Origin of the sequence: Nonomuraea sp. NPDC049158 (assembly GCF_040648335.1) — a bacterium.
GTDB lineage: Bacteria > Actinomycetota > Actinomycetes > Streptosporangiales > Streptosporangiaceae > Nonomuraea.
The window spans coordinates 140,953-157,650 of sequence record NZ_JBEZDM010000016.1; the positions used below are offsets into that span (position 1 = coordinate 140,953).

At 70.3% G+C, this 16,698-nt stretch carries 13 protein-coding genes; 8 read left to right on the forward strand and 5 right to left on the reverse strand.

The features are described from left to right. Positions 1-19: 19 nt before the first annotated feature. From AB0B61_RS31290 to AB0B61_RS31305, 4 genes are read right to left on the reverse strand one after another with little or no spacing between them, the layout of a single operon-like run. Positions 20-871, reverse strand: a complete 852-nt coding sequence (locus AB0B61_RS31290) for a phytanoyl-CoA dioxygenase family protein (RefSeq protein WP_358439339.1) — start codon at positions 869-871, stop codon at positions 20-22. Beyond that, positions 868-2,706 (reverse strand): trehalase family glycosidase, encoded by a 1,839-nt coding sequence (locus AB0B61_RS31295; protein WP_358439342.1) that lies wholly within the window; start codon positions 2,704-2,706, stop codon positions 868-870. The genes AB0B61_RS31290 and AB0B61_RS31295 overlap by 4 nt, the downstream gene beginning before the upstream one ends. Continuing rightward, positions 2,703-4,583, reverse strand: coding sequence for a beta-L-arabinofuranosidase domain-containing protein (locus tag AB0B61_RS31300; RefSeq protein WP_358439345.1), 1,881 nt, complete (start codon positions 4,581-4,583; stop codon positions 2,703-2,705). The genes AB0B61_RS31295 and AB0B61_RS31300 overlap by 4 nt, the downstream gene beginning before the upstream one ends. Continuing rightward, positions 4,580-6,664: an exo-alpha-sialidase gene (locus AB0B61_RS31305; RefSeq protein WP_358439348.1), complete on the reverse strand. Its 2,085-nt coding sequence runs from the start codon at positions 6,662-6,664 to the stop codon at positions 4,580-4,582. The genes AB0B61_RS31300 and AB0B61_RS31305 overlap by 4 nt, the downstream gene beginning before the upstream one ends. A 213-nt stretch (positions 6,665-6,877) precedes the next feature. On the opposite strand from AB0B61_RS31305, the gene AB0B61_RS31310 reads away from it, so the two are divergent. The 7 genes from AB0B61_RS31310 (at position 6,878) to AB0B61_RS31340 (ending at position 14,340) form a co-directional block, all read left to right on the forward strand. Next, positions 6,878-7,903, forward strand: a complete 1,026-nt coding sequence (locus AB0B61_RS31310; protein WP_358439350.1) for a LacI family DNA-binding transcriptional regulator — start codon at positions 6,878-6,880, stop codon at positions 7,901-7,903. Between the two features lie 46 nt (positions 7,904-7,949). Continuing rightward, positions 7,950-8,879, forward strand: coding sequence for an ABC transporter permease (locus AB0B61_RS31315; RefSeq protein WP_358439352.1), 930 nt, complete (start codon positions 7,950-7,952; stop codon positions 8,877-8,879). Next, positions 8,876-9,751, forward strand: a complete 876-nt coding sequence (locus AB0B61_RS31320; protein ID WP_358439355.1) for an ABC transporter permease — start codon at positions 8,876-8,878, stop codon at positions 9,749-9,751. The genes AB0B61_RS31315 and AB0B61_RS31320 overlap by 4 nt, the downstream gene beginning before the upstream one ends. 83 nt (positions 9,752-9,834) lie before the next feature. Beyond that, complete coding sequence (locus AB0B61_RS31325; RefSeq protein ID WP_358439357.1) at positions 9,835-11,373, forward strand: ABC transporter substrate-binding protein; 1,539 nt, start codon at positions 9,835-9,837, stop codon at positions 11,371-11,373. A gap of 29 nt (positions 11,374-11,402) precedes the next feature. Beyond that, entirely contained in the window at positions 11,403-12,392 is a 990-nt protein-coding gene (locus tag AB0B61_RS31330; protein WP_358439360.1) for an ABC transporter ATP-binding protein, read from the forward strand. Beyond that, entirely contained in the window at positions 12,389-13,300 is a 912-nt protein-coding gene (locus AB0B61_RS31335; protein WP_358439363.1) for an ABC transporter ATP-binding protein, read from the forward strand. Before AB0B61_RS31330 ends, AB0B61_RS31335 begins: the two co-directional genes overlap by 4 nt. A 119-nt stretch (positions 13,301-13,419) precedes the next feature. Then, a complete protein-coding gene (locus AB0B61_RS31340) occupies positions 13,420-14,340 on the forward strand; it encodes a dihydrodipicolinate synthase family protein (RefSeq protein ID WP_358439367.1) in 921 nt (306 codons plus the stop codon). Here AB0B61_RS31340 and AB0B61_RS31345 read toward each other — a convergent pair. After that, positions 14,337-15,218 (reverse strand): AraC family transcriptional regulator, encoded by an 882-nt coding sequence (locus tag AB0B61_RS31345; RefSeq protein WP_358439370.1) that lies wholly within the window; start codon positions 15,216-15,218, stop codon positions 14,337-14,339. The two genes, AB0B61_RS31340 and AB0B61_RS31345, sit on opposite strands and share 4 nt — an antisense overlap. Positions 15,219-15,367: 149 nt before the next feature. Here AB0B61_RS31345 and AB0B61_RS31350 point away from each other — a divergent pair, with 149 nt between their 5' ends. Beyond that, positions 15,368-16,687, forward strand: a complete 1,320-nt coding sequence (locus AB0B61_RS31350; protein ID WP_358439373.1) for a hypothetical protein — start codon at positions 15,368-15,370, stop codon at positions 16,685-16,687. Positions 16,688-16,698 lie beyond the last annotated feature (11 nt).

Genomic DNA, 16,698 nt, shown 5'->3' on the forward strand with positions numbered 1-16,698 from the left:
CTCTCATGAGGCCCGGTCGTCACCGGTCGCAGCCGCCGTCCCTGTTCGGGCGGATCCGCGGCCGGCGTACCTCCCGCAGGCCCTTGTACGCGTACGGGTCGGCGCCGGCGACCAGGACGATGTCGCGGTGGTCCGCCTGCGCCATGGGCGTCCCGGCTGCGGGAATGTCCCACGGCAGCAGCGACTCGGCGCTCATGTAGTGATTGACCAGGGCCCGCCGATAGCCGCCCCTGGCGGTGTTGGGCAGCGACTTGTGCAGCAGGTAGCCGTTGAACACGACCGCGGAGCCGGCCGGGACCTCCACGGGCACCGCGTCGGAGTCGTCGAACGGGAAGCCGTAGGACTCCACCGTGCAGTCGTAGCGCGGATCATCGTGCTCACGGTTCGGGTAGACCACGCCGGATCGGTGTGAGCCGGGCAGCACCCAGAGGCAGCCGTTCTCGACGGTGGCGTCGTCGAGCGCGAGCCAGACCGCCGTGAGCGAACGGTCGCGGGTCGGGATGAACATCTCGTCCTGATGCCAGGCCTGGCCCGGCTCCCCTTCGGACTTGATGAACAGCATGGACTGCATGGACTTCACGTTCGGGCCGATGATCGTGGTGAGCGGTGCGACGATCGCCGGATGGCGCATGGCGGCGAGCATCACGCCGGAGAGCTTGTGGGGGTAGTGGACGCAGAGGAAGCGGCGAAGGACGTCGTCGTCGGTGTCGGCGGGCCCGGCGGGGAGCGCCCCCTGGACGTCGCCGAGTTCGCCGCGGCAGATGCGGACGGCCTCTTCGACCAGCTTGCCGACCTCACCGGGGCTGAACGCGTCGCGGAGGACGAGAAAGCCGTCGCGCTCGTATGTGCTCTTCAGCTCGGTGTTCGTCACGTCGTACCACCTTTCTCGAAGAAGCCGACCTCGCCGCGTTCCATGAGGACGATGAGGCTCAGCAGCGCGCCCCAGGTCTGGAACGGCTCGCTGTTCGGCTTGTCGCACGCGCCGCCGTGGCTGCTGGAGTAGTTCTCGTGCACGTGGCGGTGCTGGTTCCATTCCTTCAGCACCAATCTGGAGCTGCCTTCGGCGAGCCACTCGGCGGCGGAGCGTTCGCCGGCGCGCAGCAATCCCAGATAGACGAGGAAGTTCACCGGCGGCCACGCCCGTCCCGCCCAGTAGGTGCCTTCGCGCAGGTCGATCGGCTCGCTGCGCGGTGAGGTCGGCAGTATCCATTCGCCGCCGAAGCCGTCGTCGGCCATCAGGTGCCCGGACACCATGCGCCGGGTCCGTTCGCCCGCGCCGACGCCGGCCAGCAGGGGGTAGAAGCTCATGGTGGACAGCCGCTCTGTCGGCAGCCCGATGTCGGTGCGCCTGCTGCGGTAGATGCCGGTCGGCTCGTCCCACAGGGATTCCATCGCCGCCACGACGGCCGCGTGCCGCTCGCGCAGTTCCGCCGCGGCCGCCCGGTCGCCGAGGATGTCGGCGATGTCGGCGAGTGCCTCGCAGTCGGCCGCGTACAGGCTGTTCAGCCCCACATCGTGGGCGGCGAGCAGGCTCTTGGCCTGGTCGAAGGGCACGTCTTCGAAGACGGGGTGATTGTCCCAGCCGGTCTCGCAGGTCGCGCCGAAGTGCTGGTGGATGCGGGGGACGTCCTGCGGCGAGGGGAACTCTGGGTCGAAGTAGGTCGAGCCGGCGCACAGTAGGTCGCCGTCCCTGCGCACCCGCCACCACCAGCGGTTCCAGGACAGCAGCGGCGCGAAGGTCTCCTCCAGGAACCACCGGTCGCCGAACCTTCGGTAGAGCTCGCGGATCACCAGCGAGCCCACCGGTGGCTGGGAGCCGTCGTAGGTCTTGCGGCCGGTGCCCTGCTCGACGTTCGGGACGAAGCCCTCCGGCGTGAGGGCTCGCAGCATCTCGACGGTGTTGACGTAGGCGAGTTCCTTGCTCGACACGGCCGCCAGCAGCGCGTTGAAGAAGGCGTCCCAGCAGAACAGGGCGTAGCCACCGCGCTTGCCGACGTTCCAGAGCCGGCTGACGGTCGTGAGTACGCGGGACCGCGCGGGTTCGTAGATCGTGTTCCAGGAGATGGCGTCCCTGACGATCTCGCGGTGTTGCGCCATGGGGTCGGTGCCGGCCGTGCCGATCTCGGTGGCGGCGCGGGCGACGATCTCCGCGATCTCCGGCAGGTCCCGGGCGCGGCCGGTGCTGATCCCGACGGCGCCGGTCAGCTCCATCGCCAGGTACGGCCCGTCGATGTCGGTGTAGGGGTCGTCGACGTGCGGTGCCGTGCAGAAGACCTGGACGGTCCCGCCGGGTCCCTCGGCGGTGATCCGGTCGCCCTCGCGGGTGACGGAGCCGGGCCGGTTCCACAGGTAGCCGACACCGACGGTCAGCAGCGCGCTCTTGGGCTGGTTGGCGGTGGGCGTCACCAGCACGACCAGGTCGTCACCCGCGTGCGCCGTCCGCACCTGGATCGTGATGCCCGCCCACGTCACGGTCGTCTCGGTGAAGCCGCCGTCATAGGCGTGGCGGCCCAGGGTGACGGTCTCCGCGCCCTCGGTGCGCCGGCCGATCTGGGCGGTACGCAGCGATGTGCCCCGGTAGTACTCCTTCAGGCCGAGGGACAGGCCCAGGGCGTCGGGGAGGAGCACGTGGGTGAGCACGCTGCGCGTGTCCCAGGTGTTCCAGCCCTGGGCGAGCGCGGCCTGGATACGGGCGTAGTTCGTCATGTGTTCCCTCTCACCGGAATCCACACCCGCATGGCGTGCGGGCCGCGGTTGGCCCAGGCGTAGTAGGGGATCAGCGTGATGTCCGTGGACCGCGCCGACGGGAGCGGCTGCCCGTACGGCCGGTAGGAGGACTCAGCGGGTCCCGGCGCGAGCGCGCCGTCCGCTCGGAGCACGATCACGCCATCGAGCAGGTCCGGCCGGTGTTCGAGCCGCAGCGGCGTGGCGGGATCGAGGCGGACGTCCTCCAGGACGACGCCGGACGGCTGGTCGGGCTGTTCGATCGCGTAGACCAGCGGCCCACGGGTGACGGCGACGCACCCGCGCGTGGCGTCCACGCGGTCGTCGGCCACCAGGACGCGAGGGGGCATGGGCATCCGCAGCAGCACCCGATCGCCGGGCTGGAACACCCGGCGCGTGCGGGCGTAGCCGCCGGGCGCCACCGGCTTGTCGTCCACGGTGGACCCTTCCGCCCAGTCCGGTACGCGCAGCGCCAGCTCCACCTCCCGCTCCGGCGCCTCTTGTACGGTCACCGTGACCAGGCCGTCCGTTGGGTACTCGGTGTCGATGGTGACGGTGAGTCCACCCGAGGTCAGCGTGCTCTGGGCGTACAGGTGCACCTGGAGCCCGTCGTCCGTGCCGGTCGCCAGGTATGCGGGGAGGCTCGCCAGCGTACGCATCACGTTGGGCGGGCAGCAGGCGCAGTTGAACCATGGCCGGCGGCCGTACGCCGGTGCCCGCTGCACGTCGCCCCGTGCGCCGGTCCGCCGGTGCAGCGTGTTGACGTAGAAGTAGTCCGCTTCGCTCAGCGATACCGCGGGCAGCAGGGCGTTGTACAACAGCAGCTCGATCTGGTCGGCGTAGGCGGAGTCCCCGGTGGCCAGCAGCAGCCGCCACGCCCACTGCATCGTCCCGATCGCGGCGCAGGTCTCGGCGTACGCCCGATCGGGCGGCAACTCGTACGCTTCGCCGAACGCCTCGCCGTCCCAGCGTGAGCCGACCGCGCCGGTGACGTGTTGCTTCTGACGGCGCATCGTGTCGTACTGCCGGCGTACCGCGGCCAGCAGTTCGGCGTCGCCGGTCTCGATGGCGACGTCGGTGGCGCCCGCGGCGAAGTAGACGGCGCGCACGGCGTGCCCCTCCACCGTCTCCGCCTCGCGTACGGGGAGCCGGTCGGAGTAGTGGGCGGGGTCACCGTAGTGCGAGGGGTCGAAGCCCGGTTTCGCGGCCCGGCCGTGGCCGCGGGCTTCGACGAAGTGCCGGGCCAGGTCCAGGTACCGTCGCGCACCCGTCTGCCGGTACAGCTCGACGAGCGCCATCTCCACCACCGGGTGCCCGTCCAGCTCGCCGCGCCGATCGGGACCGAAGGTGCCGGCGAGATGGTCGGCGAACCGGGTGGCGACCCGCAGCAGCTCGTCGTGGCCGGTCGCCCGGGCCGCCGCCACCGCCGCCTGGATCAGGTGGCCGGCGCAGTAGTGCTCGTGGCTGTTCCACAGGCGCGCGTACCGTTCCTCGCCGCGGACCTGGATGGCGGAGTTGAGGTATCCGTCTTCGCGTTGCGCCGCCGCGATCGTCCGGCTGAGCTTGTGCAGATGCTCCAGCAGCCCTTCGTCGGGGCTGCGCGCGTGCTCCCAGGCGACCGCCTCCAGCCACTTGTAGACGTCGGAGTCCCAGAAGCCGGCCCCCTCGGCCGTGCCGGTGGACTCCCCTGCGGCGATCTGGAGATTGCCGATGTTGCCCGCCTGGACCAGCCGTTCGTGTCCGAGCCGGATCGCGGCCCGGTTGGCCGCCAGCCGCCGGGCCCAGAAACCGCCGGTCACCCGGTTGGCGGAGAGCGGGCGCAGGGCCACCGCGGCGGCCGGACCGGGTACGGCCGTCACGATGACACCTGTCTGCGGAACCGGACGGCGTCGGCGATGACCACACCGTCGGCGGCGTCGCTGAGCTCGACATATCCCTCGATGCCGGCTTTGAAGGAGAAGGTGCCCACAGACGTCCATTCGCCCATGCGGACGTCGGGCACACCGCGCACCCGCTGGTTGACGGCCACCGGAGTCGTGCCTTCGGCGTGGTGGACGACATACGTGGCGTTGGTCGCCCGGTTGGGGTCGGCCGCGTAGGAGACGAGCACCTCGTACCGGTCGTCGCCCGGGAGCGCCGGTCGCCACCGGGCGAGGTTGGCTCCGGTGCCGCGCGCGTGCGTCAGGTAGTTGAATCCGTAGTAGCCGGTGACGCCTCTGCTGCTCGGCCAGGTGCCGGTGGTGTCGAAGCCGAGCCCGCCGTTGTCGACGGTGACCTCCTCGCGGACGTCAGGCGCGGCGGCTGCCTGGACGAGGCTCAGCTGGTCGAGTGAGATGGCCGTGCCACCACCCCGGCCGGCGCCGGCCAGCGTGAAGCGGATGGTGTGCCGGCCGGGCCGCAGCCGCATCCGGTCCAGCAGAGCGACGTCGTAGCCGTTACCGCGGAAGGCCGTCAGATCCAGCGTGGAGTTGCGTGGTGTCTTCCCGTCCACGGTCACCGCCATGAGGCCGCCGTCCCCGGATCGGAAGTAGCGCAACCATAATTCGTGCTCGCCGCCGTGGGCGACGATGAAGGGGTACTCGATGAAGTCCCCGGTCGCGGCGGGGACGAAGGCCGCGCGGACACCGCCGCGCGCGGTGGCTTCGCGGACCACTGACACCGTTCCGCCTGACCGGTGGGCATGGACGGCGGTGTGACCCAGGTCGTGCGTCTTCTCGGTCAGCTTCGGGCCGGTGGCCAGGCTGTCCCGGCCCTGCGTCAGCCACTCCAGGTTGAACCGGGCGGCGGCCACGCGCCGCGGGGTGCCGTCGAGGTCGCCGTCGCAGCCGTACAGGAGAATGATCGTGCCGTCGGACAGGCGCGCCAGATCCGAGTAATACCCCCGGCCAGGGTTGACGGAGCGGCTGTACCTGAAGGAGTCGCCCTCGTCGTAGCTCACCGCGACCGTCATGTTCCAGCGCATCGGCGCGTCGGGACGGCTGAACAGCACGCGGTTGACGCCTCGGCTGCGGGGTCCGCCGGTGTAGCGGGTGAGGCCGGTGTCGACGCCGTTGAAGAGTCCGGGGCTGAAGTCCATGGTGGGGGGTGACCAGGTCAGACCGCCGTCCCCGCTGACCGCGATGTCGCGAGGCCAGTCATTGCCCGAGCCGGGCCTGCTGTTCATCAGCACCGTGCCGTCGTCGCGCTGCACCAGCCTGGCCTCCCCCACGGTGGGATAGCCCGCACCCATCGGCACCTCGCCGCCGGCCTGCCACGTACGGCCGTGGTCATCGCTGTAGACGGTCGAGGCGCCGTAGTGGCGGTCGGCGGTGGGGACACCGGTGATGATCGTGCGGTGGGAGACGGTGAGGAGCAGCCGCCCCGAATCGAGCTGGATGCCGTGACCGGGCCCCGGACCGTGCATCGCCCAGTTGTACGGGAAGTGGTCGAAGAGACCGGCCAGGCTGCGCGGTTCGCCCCAGGTGGCGCCGCCGTCCTTGCTGGAGCTGACGTACATCGTGCTGGAGTCGGCGGAGCAGCTGGTGTTCTCCGGCAACTGCACGCAGAGCCCGTAGAACAGGAACACCTCGCTCGTCGTCCGGTCCACCACGAAGGTGGGGTTGGACCAGGACTGGCCGTCGACGGAGAGCGCCACCGCCTGGGACGGGCTCCAGGTCTGTCCCTTGTCGGTGCTGCGGCGGATGAGCAGGTCGTGCGGTCCGGCGTCGCACACCAGGTGCCGGCCTTCGGTGCAGGCCAGGATCGTGTCGTCGGGCAGTACGGCGAGGGCGTGCACGTGGTAGCTGGCCAGCGGATCGACGGCGGTGTCCCACAGAGTGGACTCCGCGAAGAACGGTGCGGCGCCGACTGGGGAAGCGGCGGCGGGGGAAGGCAGGGCAGCCGTGGCGGCCCCTGCGGCGAGGCCGAGGGCGAACGTCCGCCGGCTGATGGGAAAGGTCATGCGGCTCTCCTCGGGTCAACCTCCTGAGGACAGGACTGGACGGTACCTGCGATCTTTCCCGGACACCAGACGCTAATGGGTATTAGTAATTGCCCTCGATTGCAGAGAGCGCGTTCTCGCCCAGGTCCATTGACATTTCACAGAATCGAGAGCCAGACTTTGCGATCACTGTGTTAGGCGCATTAGCAGGGGGCTCGGATGAGTCGCGGACCGGTGCGAAAACCTACTCAGGCCGACATCGCGCGCCTCGCGGGCGTCAGTCAGGCCACCGTCTCGCTCGTGCTGAACGAGCGGAACGACGTCCGGATCAGTCCGACGACCCGAGAGCGAGTGCTGGCGGCGATCCGCGAATGGGGCTACGTCGCCAACCCGTCGGCCCGATCCCTCGCCGGCGGCCAGAACAAGATCATCGGAGTACACACCTTCGAACCGGTCTTCCCGACGACCAGCGTGGACTTCTACTTCCCGTTCCTGCTCGGCATGGAGCAGGCGGCCGCGGACCTCGGCTACGACCTGCTGATGTTCACCAGCGGCGGTGGCGAGCGGCAGGTCTTCCGCGACGGGGCGACCCGGTTGTCACTCGCGGACGGCGCGCTGCTGCTCGGACGCGACCCGAACGTGGAGGAGATCGAACGGCTGCGCGACACCGGCTACCCGTTCGTCTACGTGGGACACCGGGAGGTATCCGGTGTGCCGATCTCCTATGTGGCGGCCGACTACGCCGGAGCGACCCAGCAGCTCACTGAACAGCTGTTCGAGCTGGGCCACCGGCGGATCGCCTACGCCCGCATCGGCGACGGCGGGGCGCAGCCCAGCCGAGACCGGGAGAAGGGATTCCAGCGAGCGATGCCCGCCGGGGAAGCCAGGCGGCTCGCCGGTCCGGTATGGACACTGGAGTCCGCCGGCGATGTGCCGGGTCTGCTGGCGGAGATCCGGCACGGCGGCATCACCGCCGTGGTGGCGGAGCAGATCCTCCTGGCAGAGGAGCTTCTGACCTGCGCGCAGCGGCACGGAATGTCGGTCCCGGACGATCTGAGCATGGTCGTGCTGGGTGACTCCACCGGCGCGTCCCGCACCGACACGCCCTGGACCGGCCTGGTCGTCCCACGCGAGCAGATGGGCCGGCAAGCCACCCACCTGCTGGTGCGGCTGCTGGAGGCGCCCGAGCCGGAGGCCCGCAGAGAATACGTCGAATGCCCCCTCATTCCGGGCGCGACGGTGGCACCACCAAGGAGATAGCAGTGACCAAGCCCGCAGCCGTCGGCTGGAACATCTGGGACGACACATGATCCGGGTCATCGCCAAACGGCTGCTCGTCGGCGTGCTGGTGATGTGGGGAGCCGCCTCCCTCATCTTCCTCATCGTCCGGGTGGCCCCGGGCGATCCGACGACGATCCTGCTGGGCCCGGACGCGAGCCGGGAGCAGGTGGCCGAGCTCACCACGAAACTCGGACTCGACCGGCCGGTGTTCACTCAGTACCTCAGCTATCTCGCCGACGTGGCGCGGCTGGATTTCGGCGGCTCCTACCGCTTCGATCGGCCGGCGATGTCGCAGGTGTTCGAGCGCCTGCCCGCGACCGCCGACCTGATGCTCGCCTCCACCCTCATCGCCGTGGCCCTCGGCCTGGTGCTCGGGCTGCTGGCCGGCGGGCGTCCGGGCGGCGTCGTCGACCGCGTGGTCACCGCGGGCACCATCGCCCTGCAGTCGTTCCCCACCTTCTGGGTGGGCATCATGCTGATCCTCGTCTTCGCGCTGGCCTTCCGCCTGCTGCCCAGCGCGGGGGCGGGCACACCCGCGCACCTGATCCTGCCGGCGATCACGCTGGCGCTGCCGTTCACCGCCATCGTGGCCCGCCTGACCAGGACGAGCGTCGCCGAGACGATGCGCGAGCCGTACATCCAGACAGCTCGCTCCAAAGGTCTCACCGAGCGGCAGGTGCTGCTCGGCCACGCACTGCGCAACTCCCTCATCCCCGTGGTGACCATCGTCGGGTTGCACATGGCCGGCCTGATGGGCGGGGCGGTCGTGGTCGAGAACGTCTTCGCCTGGCCCGGGCTCGGCACGCTCGTGGTGGACGCGGTCTCCAACCGCGACTACGCCGTGGTCCAGGCGGCGACCTTCCTGATCGCCGGCATCGTGATGCTGTTCAATCTCGTCGCCGACCTGCTCTACTCCCAACTCGATCCGCGCATCAAACTGGACGGTGCGGCATGACCGCCCTCGTCGACGTCCTGCCTGGCGCCGGCCGCGGGCGGGTGGCGGCCGGTCGGTGGCTCAGCCGGATCCCGTACGCCGTGCTCGCCGTCTACGCCGTGGTCGGCGGGGCAGGCCCGCTGGTCATGGACTACAACCCGGTGCGCGTCGCGCTCGACGACCGGCTGCTCAGCCCGGGATCGCTCGTCACGTCGGGCGGGATCGCCTGGTTCGGCACGGACGGTCTCGGCCGTGACGTCCTCGCCCAGGTCGTCTACGGTGCTCGCACGTCGGTGATCATCGGTGTCTCGACCGTCGTCGTCTCCTGTCTGATCGGCGTGAGCATCGGCATCGTCGCCGGCTACTTTCGCGGCTGGCCCGACACGGTGCTCGCCCGTGGCATCGACATCCTGCTCGCCTTCCCGGCGATCCTGCTGACCATCGTGATCGCGGGCGCCTTCGAGCGCAGCGTCCTGGTGGTCGTGACCGCGCTCTCCGCGACGGCCTGGATCTCGTTCGCGCGCGTCACCCGCGGCGTCGCGCTGTCGGTGCGGGAGCGGCCTTGGATCGACGCGGCCCGCGTCCTCGGTGTCCGGCCGGCGTCCATCCTGGTGCGGCACATCCTGCCGCTCACGGCCGGTCCGGTGGTCGCCCTGGCGACGCTGGAGTTCGCTCTCGTCGTGCTGGCCGAAGCCGGGCTCAGCTTCCTCGGCATCGGCCTGCCCAACTCGGCGGTCTCGTGGGGCCAGACCATCGCGAACGGAAAGCAGTACCTCGAAACCGCCTGGTGGATCTCGGCTCTGCCCGGCGTCGCACTGTCGTTGTTGATCATCAACGTCGGGATCCTGGGCGACCAGCTCACCGCCCGATACGGACGCGGACATCTCAGATGAGACACCGGCCCACGTCCGACCGGCACACCCTCCTTCCCTTCACCAGCACCCCCTGAAAGCCCTCGGAAGACGGGAAGACGTCCATGACCAGACCTCTTGCCTCAGGCAGGCCGCGCCGCGCGGCACTGGCCCTTATCGCCGCCGCGGCCATCGCGCTGAGCGGATGCAGCGCCGCCACCGGTGGCGGCACCGGCGGCGGCACCGGCGGCAGTGAGATCACCATCGCCGGCACCTACGCCATCGACAACCTCGACCCGGCCAGTCCCCTGGCCGGCAGCGCCACCGGCACCCAGCTCGCCGCCCAGGCGATCTTCAGCCGGCTGATGCGGCCCCGCCCGGACGGCAGTTTGCAGGCTGACCTCGCCACCGCCTGGAAGCCCGACGCCTCCGCCACCCAGTGGACGTTCACGCTGCGGCAGGGCGCGAAGTTCAGCGACGGCAAGCCCGTCACCGCCGATGACGTCGTCGCCTCGTTCAAGCGGTTCATCGACCTCAAGAGCACGAGCTCGGCCAACTTCACCGGTTACACGATGACCGCCACGTCGCCCACCGAGGTGGTGCTGAAGGCCGCGAAACCGGATGCGGCGGTGCCGTACAAGCTGGCCATCTTCTACGTGCTGCCCGGCAGTCTGACCGGCGAGAATCCGGCGTTCTTCAAGAACCCGGTCGGATCAGGGCCGTTCAAGGTGGAGAAGTTCGACGCGGCCGGGACGCTCGTGCTGGTGCCGAACCCCGACTACTACGCGGGCGCGCCCCGGCTCGGCCGGGTGACCATCCGCAAGATGCCCGAGCTCGCGGCCCGGATGACCGCGCTGCGGACCGGCGAGGTGGACCTCATCTGGGGCATCCCCGACGACCAGCTCGCGGAGCTGCAGCGCGACTCCAACCTCAAGGTCGAGACGGTGCCGAGCACCGCCGTGTTCACCATGTGGTTCAACTCCTCCATACCGGCGCTGAAGGAGGCCAAGGTACGCCGGGCGCTGTGGCAGGCGGTCGACTTCGCGACCATCATCAAGCGGCTGTACCCGCAGACGGGCACCCTGGCCGACGCCCCGGTCTCGCCCGTCACCCTCGGCCACGTCCCCCAGGAACCCGTCCGCTACGACCCGGCCGCGGCGAAGGCCGCGCTGAAGGCCGCCGGCTTCGACTTCGCCACCAAGCTGCGGCTGCAGTTCGCCAACGCCGAGTTCCGGCCGTTCAACCAGGCGATCGTCTCCGACCTGCAGAAGATCGGCGTCCAGGTGGACCTGCTGGAGAAGGAGCAGGCGGTGTTCACCAAGGACCTGCTCGCCCTGAACTGGGACATCAACTTCCAGCAGTTGTCGAACCCCACGTTCGACTCGGCCAACACGCTCGGCCGGCTGTACCCCTGCGCGGCCAAGCGCAACGGCTACTGCAACCCCGAGCTCGACAAGCTGCTCGCCGCCGCCGGGGCGAGCCCGGACGCCGGCGAGCGGGTCAAGCTGTACGGCGAGGCCAGCAAGATCATCTGGCGGGACGCGGTCGGCATGTTCCCGATGGCGGTCAAGTACGCCTATGTCTGGAACCACCGGGTCACCGGCGTCACGCCGGATCCGAACGGGCTGCCCGACTTCGCCGGCATGCAGGTCAGCGGTTCATGAGCCGAACACGGACGTCACACCCTCGGCCGGTGTCCGACGCCACGACGGGCGACCCGTTGCTCGAGGTGGACGGGCTGGTCATCGACCTGCCCGTCGCCGGAGGCGCCATCCGCGTCGTCGACCGGGTGACGTTCGACATCCCGCCGGCGACCACGGTCGGGCTCATCGGCGAGTCGGGCAGCGGCAAGACGATGACCGCGAACGCCATGATCGGCCTGCTCCCGAATGGAGCGGCGACCGGCGGGGAGTTGCGCTGGCGGGGCGAGGATCTCCTCCGGGCGAGCCCCGCCCGGAGGCGCCGGCTGCGCGGCCACGAGATCGCGATGATCTTTCAGGACCCGTTGGCCGCGCTCAATCCGACGCAGGCGATCGGCCGCCAGGTGGGCGAGATCCTCCGCCGGGCCGGCCGCCCGCGCGCCGAGGTGCGCCAGCGGGTGCTCGAACTGCTCGAACTGGCGGGCGTCCCGGAGCCCGCCACGAGGATGCGCAGCTACCCGCACGAGTTCTCCGGCGGGATGCGGCAGCGGGCCATGATCGCCCTCGCCCTGGCGGGCAGCCCGGCGCTGCTGCTCGCCGACGAGCCCACCACCGCGCTGGACGTCACGGTGCAGGCGCGCATCCTGAGCCTGCTGCGCTCCATCCAGCAGGAGCAGGGACTGGCGATGCTCCTGGTCAGCCATGATCTGCGGGTCGTGGCGCACGTCGCGCACCAGGTCGTCGTCATGTACGCCGGCCGGGTGGCCGAGCGCGGCCCCACCACGGCGGTGCTGGCTCGCCCGGCCCACCCGTACACCCGTGCGCTGGTCGAGAGCGTGCCCGCGGTGCGGACCCGTACCGCGCTGGCGCACCCGTTGCCGGGCACGCCGGCCACACCGGCGAACCGGCCGCCGGGATGCGCGTTCCACCCTCGGTGCCCGTTGGCCCGTGATCGGTGTCGCACCGAGGAACCGGAGCCGAGATCCGTCGCGCCCGGCCGATGGGCCGCGTGCCACTTCGCCGAGGAGCTGCTGTCGCGATGAGTGAAGACGTCGACCCTGGCGGGACCCTGCTCGAGGTGCGCGACCTGCGGGTCACTTTCGGCCGCCGTGGCGCTTGGCTCGGGTCGCGCGCTGACGGCCGTGGCTCCTGGTTCCGGTCGCGCGCTGACCGCCGTGGCTCCTGGTTCCGCTCGCCCGCCGAGCGCCAGTCTGGGCGGTTCGTCGCGGTCGACGGCGTGAGCCTGGCGGTGGCGCCCGACGAGATCGTGGGACTGGTCGGAGAGTCCGGGTCGGGCAAGACCACGGTGGCCCGCGCGGTGGTCGGCCTGGTCCGGCCCGACTCCGGCTCCGTCCTGCTCGACGGCGTGCCCCTGGGACCGGTCGGGCGCCGGACCACGGCGCAGCAACGTGCCGCGCAGATGGTCTTCCAGGACCCGCGGTCCTCGCTCAGCCCGCGCATGACCGTGGCCGCCATCATCGACGAGGCTTGGCGCACCCATCCGAGTTCGGCCCCGCCCGGTGACCGTACCGCCGCTCTGCATCGCCTGCTCGATGACGTCGGGCTTGACGCGAGCGTCGCCCGGCACCGGGCGGACGAGCTGTCCGGCGGACAGTGCCAACGGGTCAGCATCGCCCGCGCGCTCGCCGTCAGGCCGCGGCTGCTGGTGTGCGACGAGGCGGTGTCCGCCCTGGATGTGTCGGTCCAGGCGCAGATCCTGCGGCTGCTGGTCGACCTGCGTGAGCGTCACCATCTGGCGATGCTCTTCATCTCCCACGACCTCGGGGTGGTGCACCAGATCGCGGACCGGATCGCCGTCATGCGCCGTGGTGTGGTGGTGGAAGAGGGGCTGACCGCGGACGTTCTCGGGTCGCCGCGGCACGAGTACACCCGCGGCCTGCTCGATGCGGCTCTTGAGCTGTCCACCGCAGGCGCCGAGAACAGCACCTGATGTTTCAGCGCCTGAGGCCCGCACCTGAGGTCTCAGCGCCTGAGGCCCGCACCGGAGGTCAGCGTCGCACGACCGACCTCTGTCCGCTTGGAGAAAGGCGATTCGCAGGGATGATGATCATGAGCGACGGCCGAACCCTGCTGCGCGGCGTGACCGCGCCCGTCGTCACGCCGATGGCGGCTCCGGGCCGGCCGGACCTCAGGGCTGCTCCCGAGCTGCTCCCCCGCCTGGCCGCCGCGGGCGTACGCGGGCTGCTGCTGCTCGGCAGCAACGGCGAAGGTTCGCTGCTGCCCGCCTCGTCCATCGGCGCGTACGCCACGGCCGCCGCCCGCGCCTGGCGTGCCCTCGTCGCCGACGGCCCCGTGCTGGTCAACGTCTCGGCGCAGGGCACGCTCGACGCGCGCGCCAAAGCCGAAGCGGCGCTGGCCGCCGAGCCGGACGCCTTCCTGCTCAGCCCGCCGGGCTACTTCAGGCACCGCGACGACGAGATCGTCGCGCATTTCGCCGCCCTGGCCGAGTACGGCGTGCCCGTCGTCGCCTACAACGCGCCCCGCTACGCCAACCCGCTCACACCCGCACTGGTGGCGCGGGTCCTGCGGCTCGGCCACGTCGTCGGGATCAAGGACAGCTCCGGGGACGCGGAGCTGTTCGCGAGCATCGTCGCCATCGCCCGCGAAGTAGGCGGAGTGGGCGTCACACAAGGGGCGGAGGGCCGGCTCGCCACCGGGCTGCGTGCCGGAGCGGACGGGATCGCACCGGGTCTGGCCAACTTCGCACCGGGGCCGATGACCGGGCTCGTCACCGCGTACGAGGCCGGGAACGACGCCGCGCTCGACCGGCTGCAGATGGTCGCCGACGGGCTCGCCGCGCTGCACGCCATCCGGCCGGGCGTACCGTCGGTGAAGGAGCTGCTGCGCCAGCGCGGGCTGTGCACCGAGCACGTGGCCCCGCCGCTGCTGCCATGTGACGCGGCCGAACGGGCCGCCATCCAGGCTTTCGCCGCCGACCAGGCCGAACACCTCATAGCCGCGGGGCGCTAGGTGCGGAACCGGTTGCGGTAGGTGGTCGCGCTGAGTCCGAAGTACGCCTTGAAGCGGCGTGCGAAGTGGCTCTGGTCCGGCCAGCCCACCGCCCGGGCGATCGACGTCACCGGCTCCTCCGTACGTAGCAGCATGTCGGCCGCGGTCTCGACACGCAGCCGGCCCAGGTAGGCCATCGGCGGCAGTCCGGTGGCCGATTTGAACAGCCGCACCAGGTACGCGGGGCTGAGCGCGACGGCCCCGGCCAGCTCGTTCAGCGTCCAGTCGTGGGCGAGGTCCTTCTCCACCATGCCCACCACCCGCATCACCGTCGGATGCGTCGCCGCGCCGTCGGCCGCCGCCTCGTCCTGGCCGGTGTCGACCGTGCGGGACAGGTGCCCGAGGAAGAGCGAGAGCCAGCCTATGACGTCGGCCCGGTGCCGCTGGATGCTGCGGTCGCGCAGCCCGTCGAGCGCCTCCAGGTAGCCGAGGCACGTACGCAGATCAAGCTCCGTCAAATGGGTGGTCAGCAGGCCGCGGCGCTGTAACGAGTGCGGACCGGTCCAGAGCAGGTAGCCCAGCCGGGGGTCCTCGCGCGTCCAGGACAGCTCGTTGCGGAGCAGGTCGGTGCCGATGCAGCAGTTGTACAGGACGAGCCGCGCGCAGTTCTCGTACCCGTGCCAGACGCCCGGACGCAGCAGGACGACGTCCCCGGCCCGCAGGTCCTGCCGTCCCGACGAGGAAAGGTGCACGGCCGTGCCGGCGACCACGACGGCGATCTCCACGAAGCTGTGCGCGTGCACGGGCTCCTCGCCCTCGTGGGTGTAGCGCCGCGCGTAGGCGGGAGAGCCGTCGGCGATGAAGAGCAGACCTCGGGACAACTTCAGGGGCGTGGCCATCACAGCGCCACCCTAGTCATCCGGATGACAGCAATTTCGTCCGATTCAGACGTGTTTAGTGCTATCTGCGACCCTGCTCCGGATTCCATGATTTCTGCTGTCCCCCTCTCGACATGTGGGGACATGTGCCGGTAAGAGAGGACACCCCCTTGTCCAGACTCGTGGCCATCCTTCTGCTACTCATCCTCCCCCTGGCCGTCGCCACCCCGGCGCACGCCGACCCCGTCGACGACTCCGCCTACGGAACCCCGCTCGTCGCCGTCTCCGGAGCCGGTGTCATCTGGCACCCGACGACCAGCCTGAGCACGCTCAAGGCGCAGCCGGGCCTCACCGAGGCCGACTTCGCCGAGGTCATGACCAGCGCCAACCACCCCATGCGCACCTGCGACAGCACCGAGGCCGCAGGACTGCCGATCAAGCCGGCCGCCACGGTCAGCTGGTGCTGGGACAGCGGTGACGCGAGCACCGAGACGTGGATCCCGCAGAGCCTCACCACCTCCGGCGATGCCGACGACGACGGCACCTGGGGGGCGTACAAGGCCATCCTCAGTGGCTGGAACTACTGCAACGCCGGCGAATGCGGCGCGAACCTCCGCAACAACGACGCCAGAGTCGCCTTCATCGACTACACCAACCCGTCGGCGCCGGAGTACCGCTGGGTCTACCTGGTCGCGCCGACGGACGGCACCGCCAACCCGAACGTCACCAGCTACGCCAACAACACCTTCGGCCCCGCCAAGACGCACATGGGCGGCATGGCCTGGTACGGCGACAAGCTGTACGTCAGCGCGACGGGCGCCAACTCCACCGGCATCAGGGTGTTCAGCATGTCGGAGATCCTGCGGGTGAACGACGCGAGCTCGGCGATCGGCAAGACGAGCAGTGGGTACGCCGCGTACGGCTACCAGTACGTCATGCCGGAGGTCGGCTTCTACAGCTACGCCAGCGGCACGTGCACCATGAGCAGCGACACGGGCGTGCCGTGCTTCGCCTCCATCTCCCTGGACCGCAGCACCTCCCCGGACTCCCTGACCGCCGTGGAGTACTTCAGCGACCCCACCTTGCACGGCAGGGTCTACCGCTACAACCTCGGCGGCGCGAACTTCCTGCTCAGCGCCAACGCCAGCGGCTACACCCCGGCGGCCCAGGCGTACCGCACCCAGGTCGGCAACATGCAGGGGGTGCTGTCCTGGAACGGCACCTGGTACGTCGCGCACAGCTGGCCGGACGAGGCGGGCGAGCTATGGGCCCTGAACACCTCCACCGGCAGATCCCACACCTGCGCCAACCCCTACAGCTCGGCTTACGAGTGCTGGGGGATGCATCCGGAGTCCCTCACCTACGACTACGCCACCGGCCTGGTCTGGTCGATGACCGAATGGACGAAGAACCAGTGCGCCACTGAGACGGCCACCCCACTGAGCTGCGGCCGAACCATCTTCGCCGTCCCCCGCACCGCCCTCCCCTAATTACTCGACCT

Coding starts and splice junctions, on each gene's coding strand:
- AB0B61_RS31295 (WP_358439342.1), bottom strand. CDS start 2,706: ATGACGAACTACGCCCGTATCCAGGCCGCGCTCGCCCAGGGCTGGAAC.
- AB0B61_RS31305 (WP_358439348.1), bottom strand. CDS start 6,664: ATGACCTTTCCCATCAGCCGGCGGACGTTCGCCCTCGGCCTCGCCGCA.
- AB0B61_RS31315 (WP_358439352.1), top strand. CDS start 7,950: ATGATCCGGGTCATCGCCAAACGGCTGCTCGTCGGCGTGCTGGTGATG.
- AB0B61_RS31320 (WP_358439355.1), top strand. CDS start 8,876: ATGACCGCCCTCGTCGACGTCCTGCCTGGCGCCGGCCGCGGGCGGGTG.
- AB0B61_RS31325 (WP_358439357.1), top strand. CDS start 9,835: ATGACCAGACCTCTTGCCTCAGGCAGGCCGCGCCGCGCGGCACTGGCC.
- AB0B61_RS31335 (WP_358439363.1), top strand. CDS start 12,389: ATGAGTGAAGACGTCGACCCTGGCGGGACCCTGCTCGAGGTGCGCGAC.
- AB0B61_RS31340 (WP_358439367.1), top strand. CDS start 13,420: ATGAGCGACGGCCGAACCCTGCTGCGCGGCGTGACCGCGCCCGTCGTC.
- AB0B61_RS31345 (WP_358439370.1), bottom strand. CDS start 15,218: ATGGCCACGCCCCTGAAGTTGTCCCGAGGTCTGCTCTTCATCGCCGAC.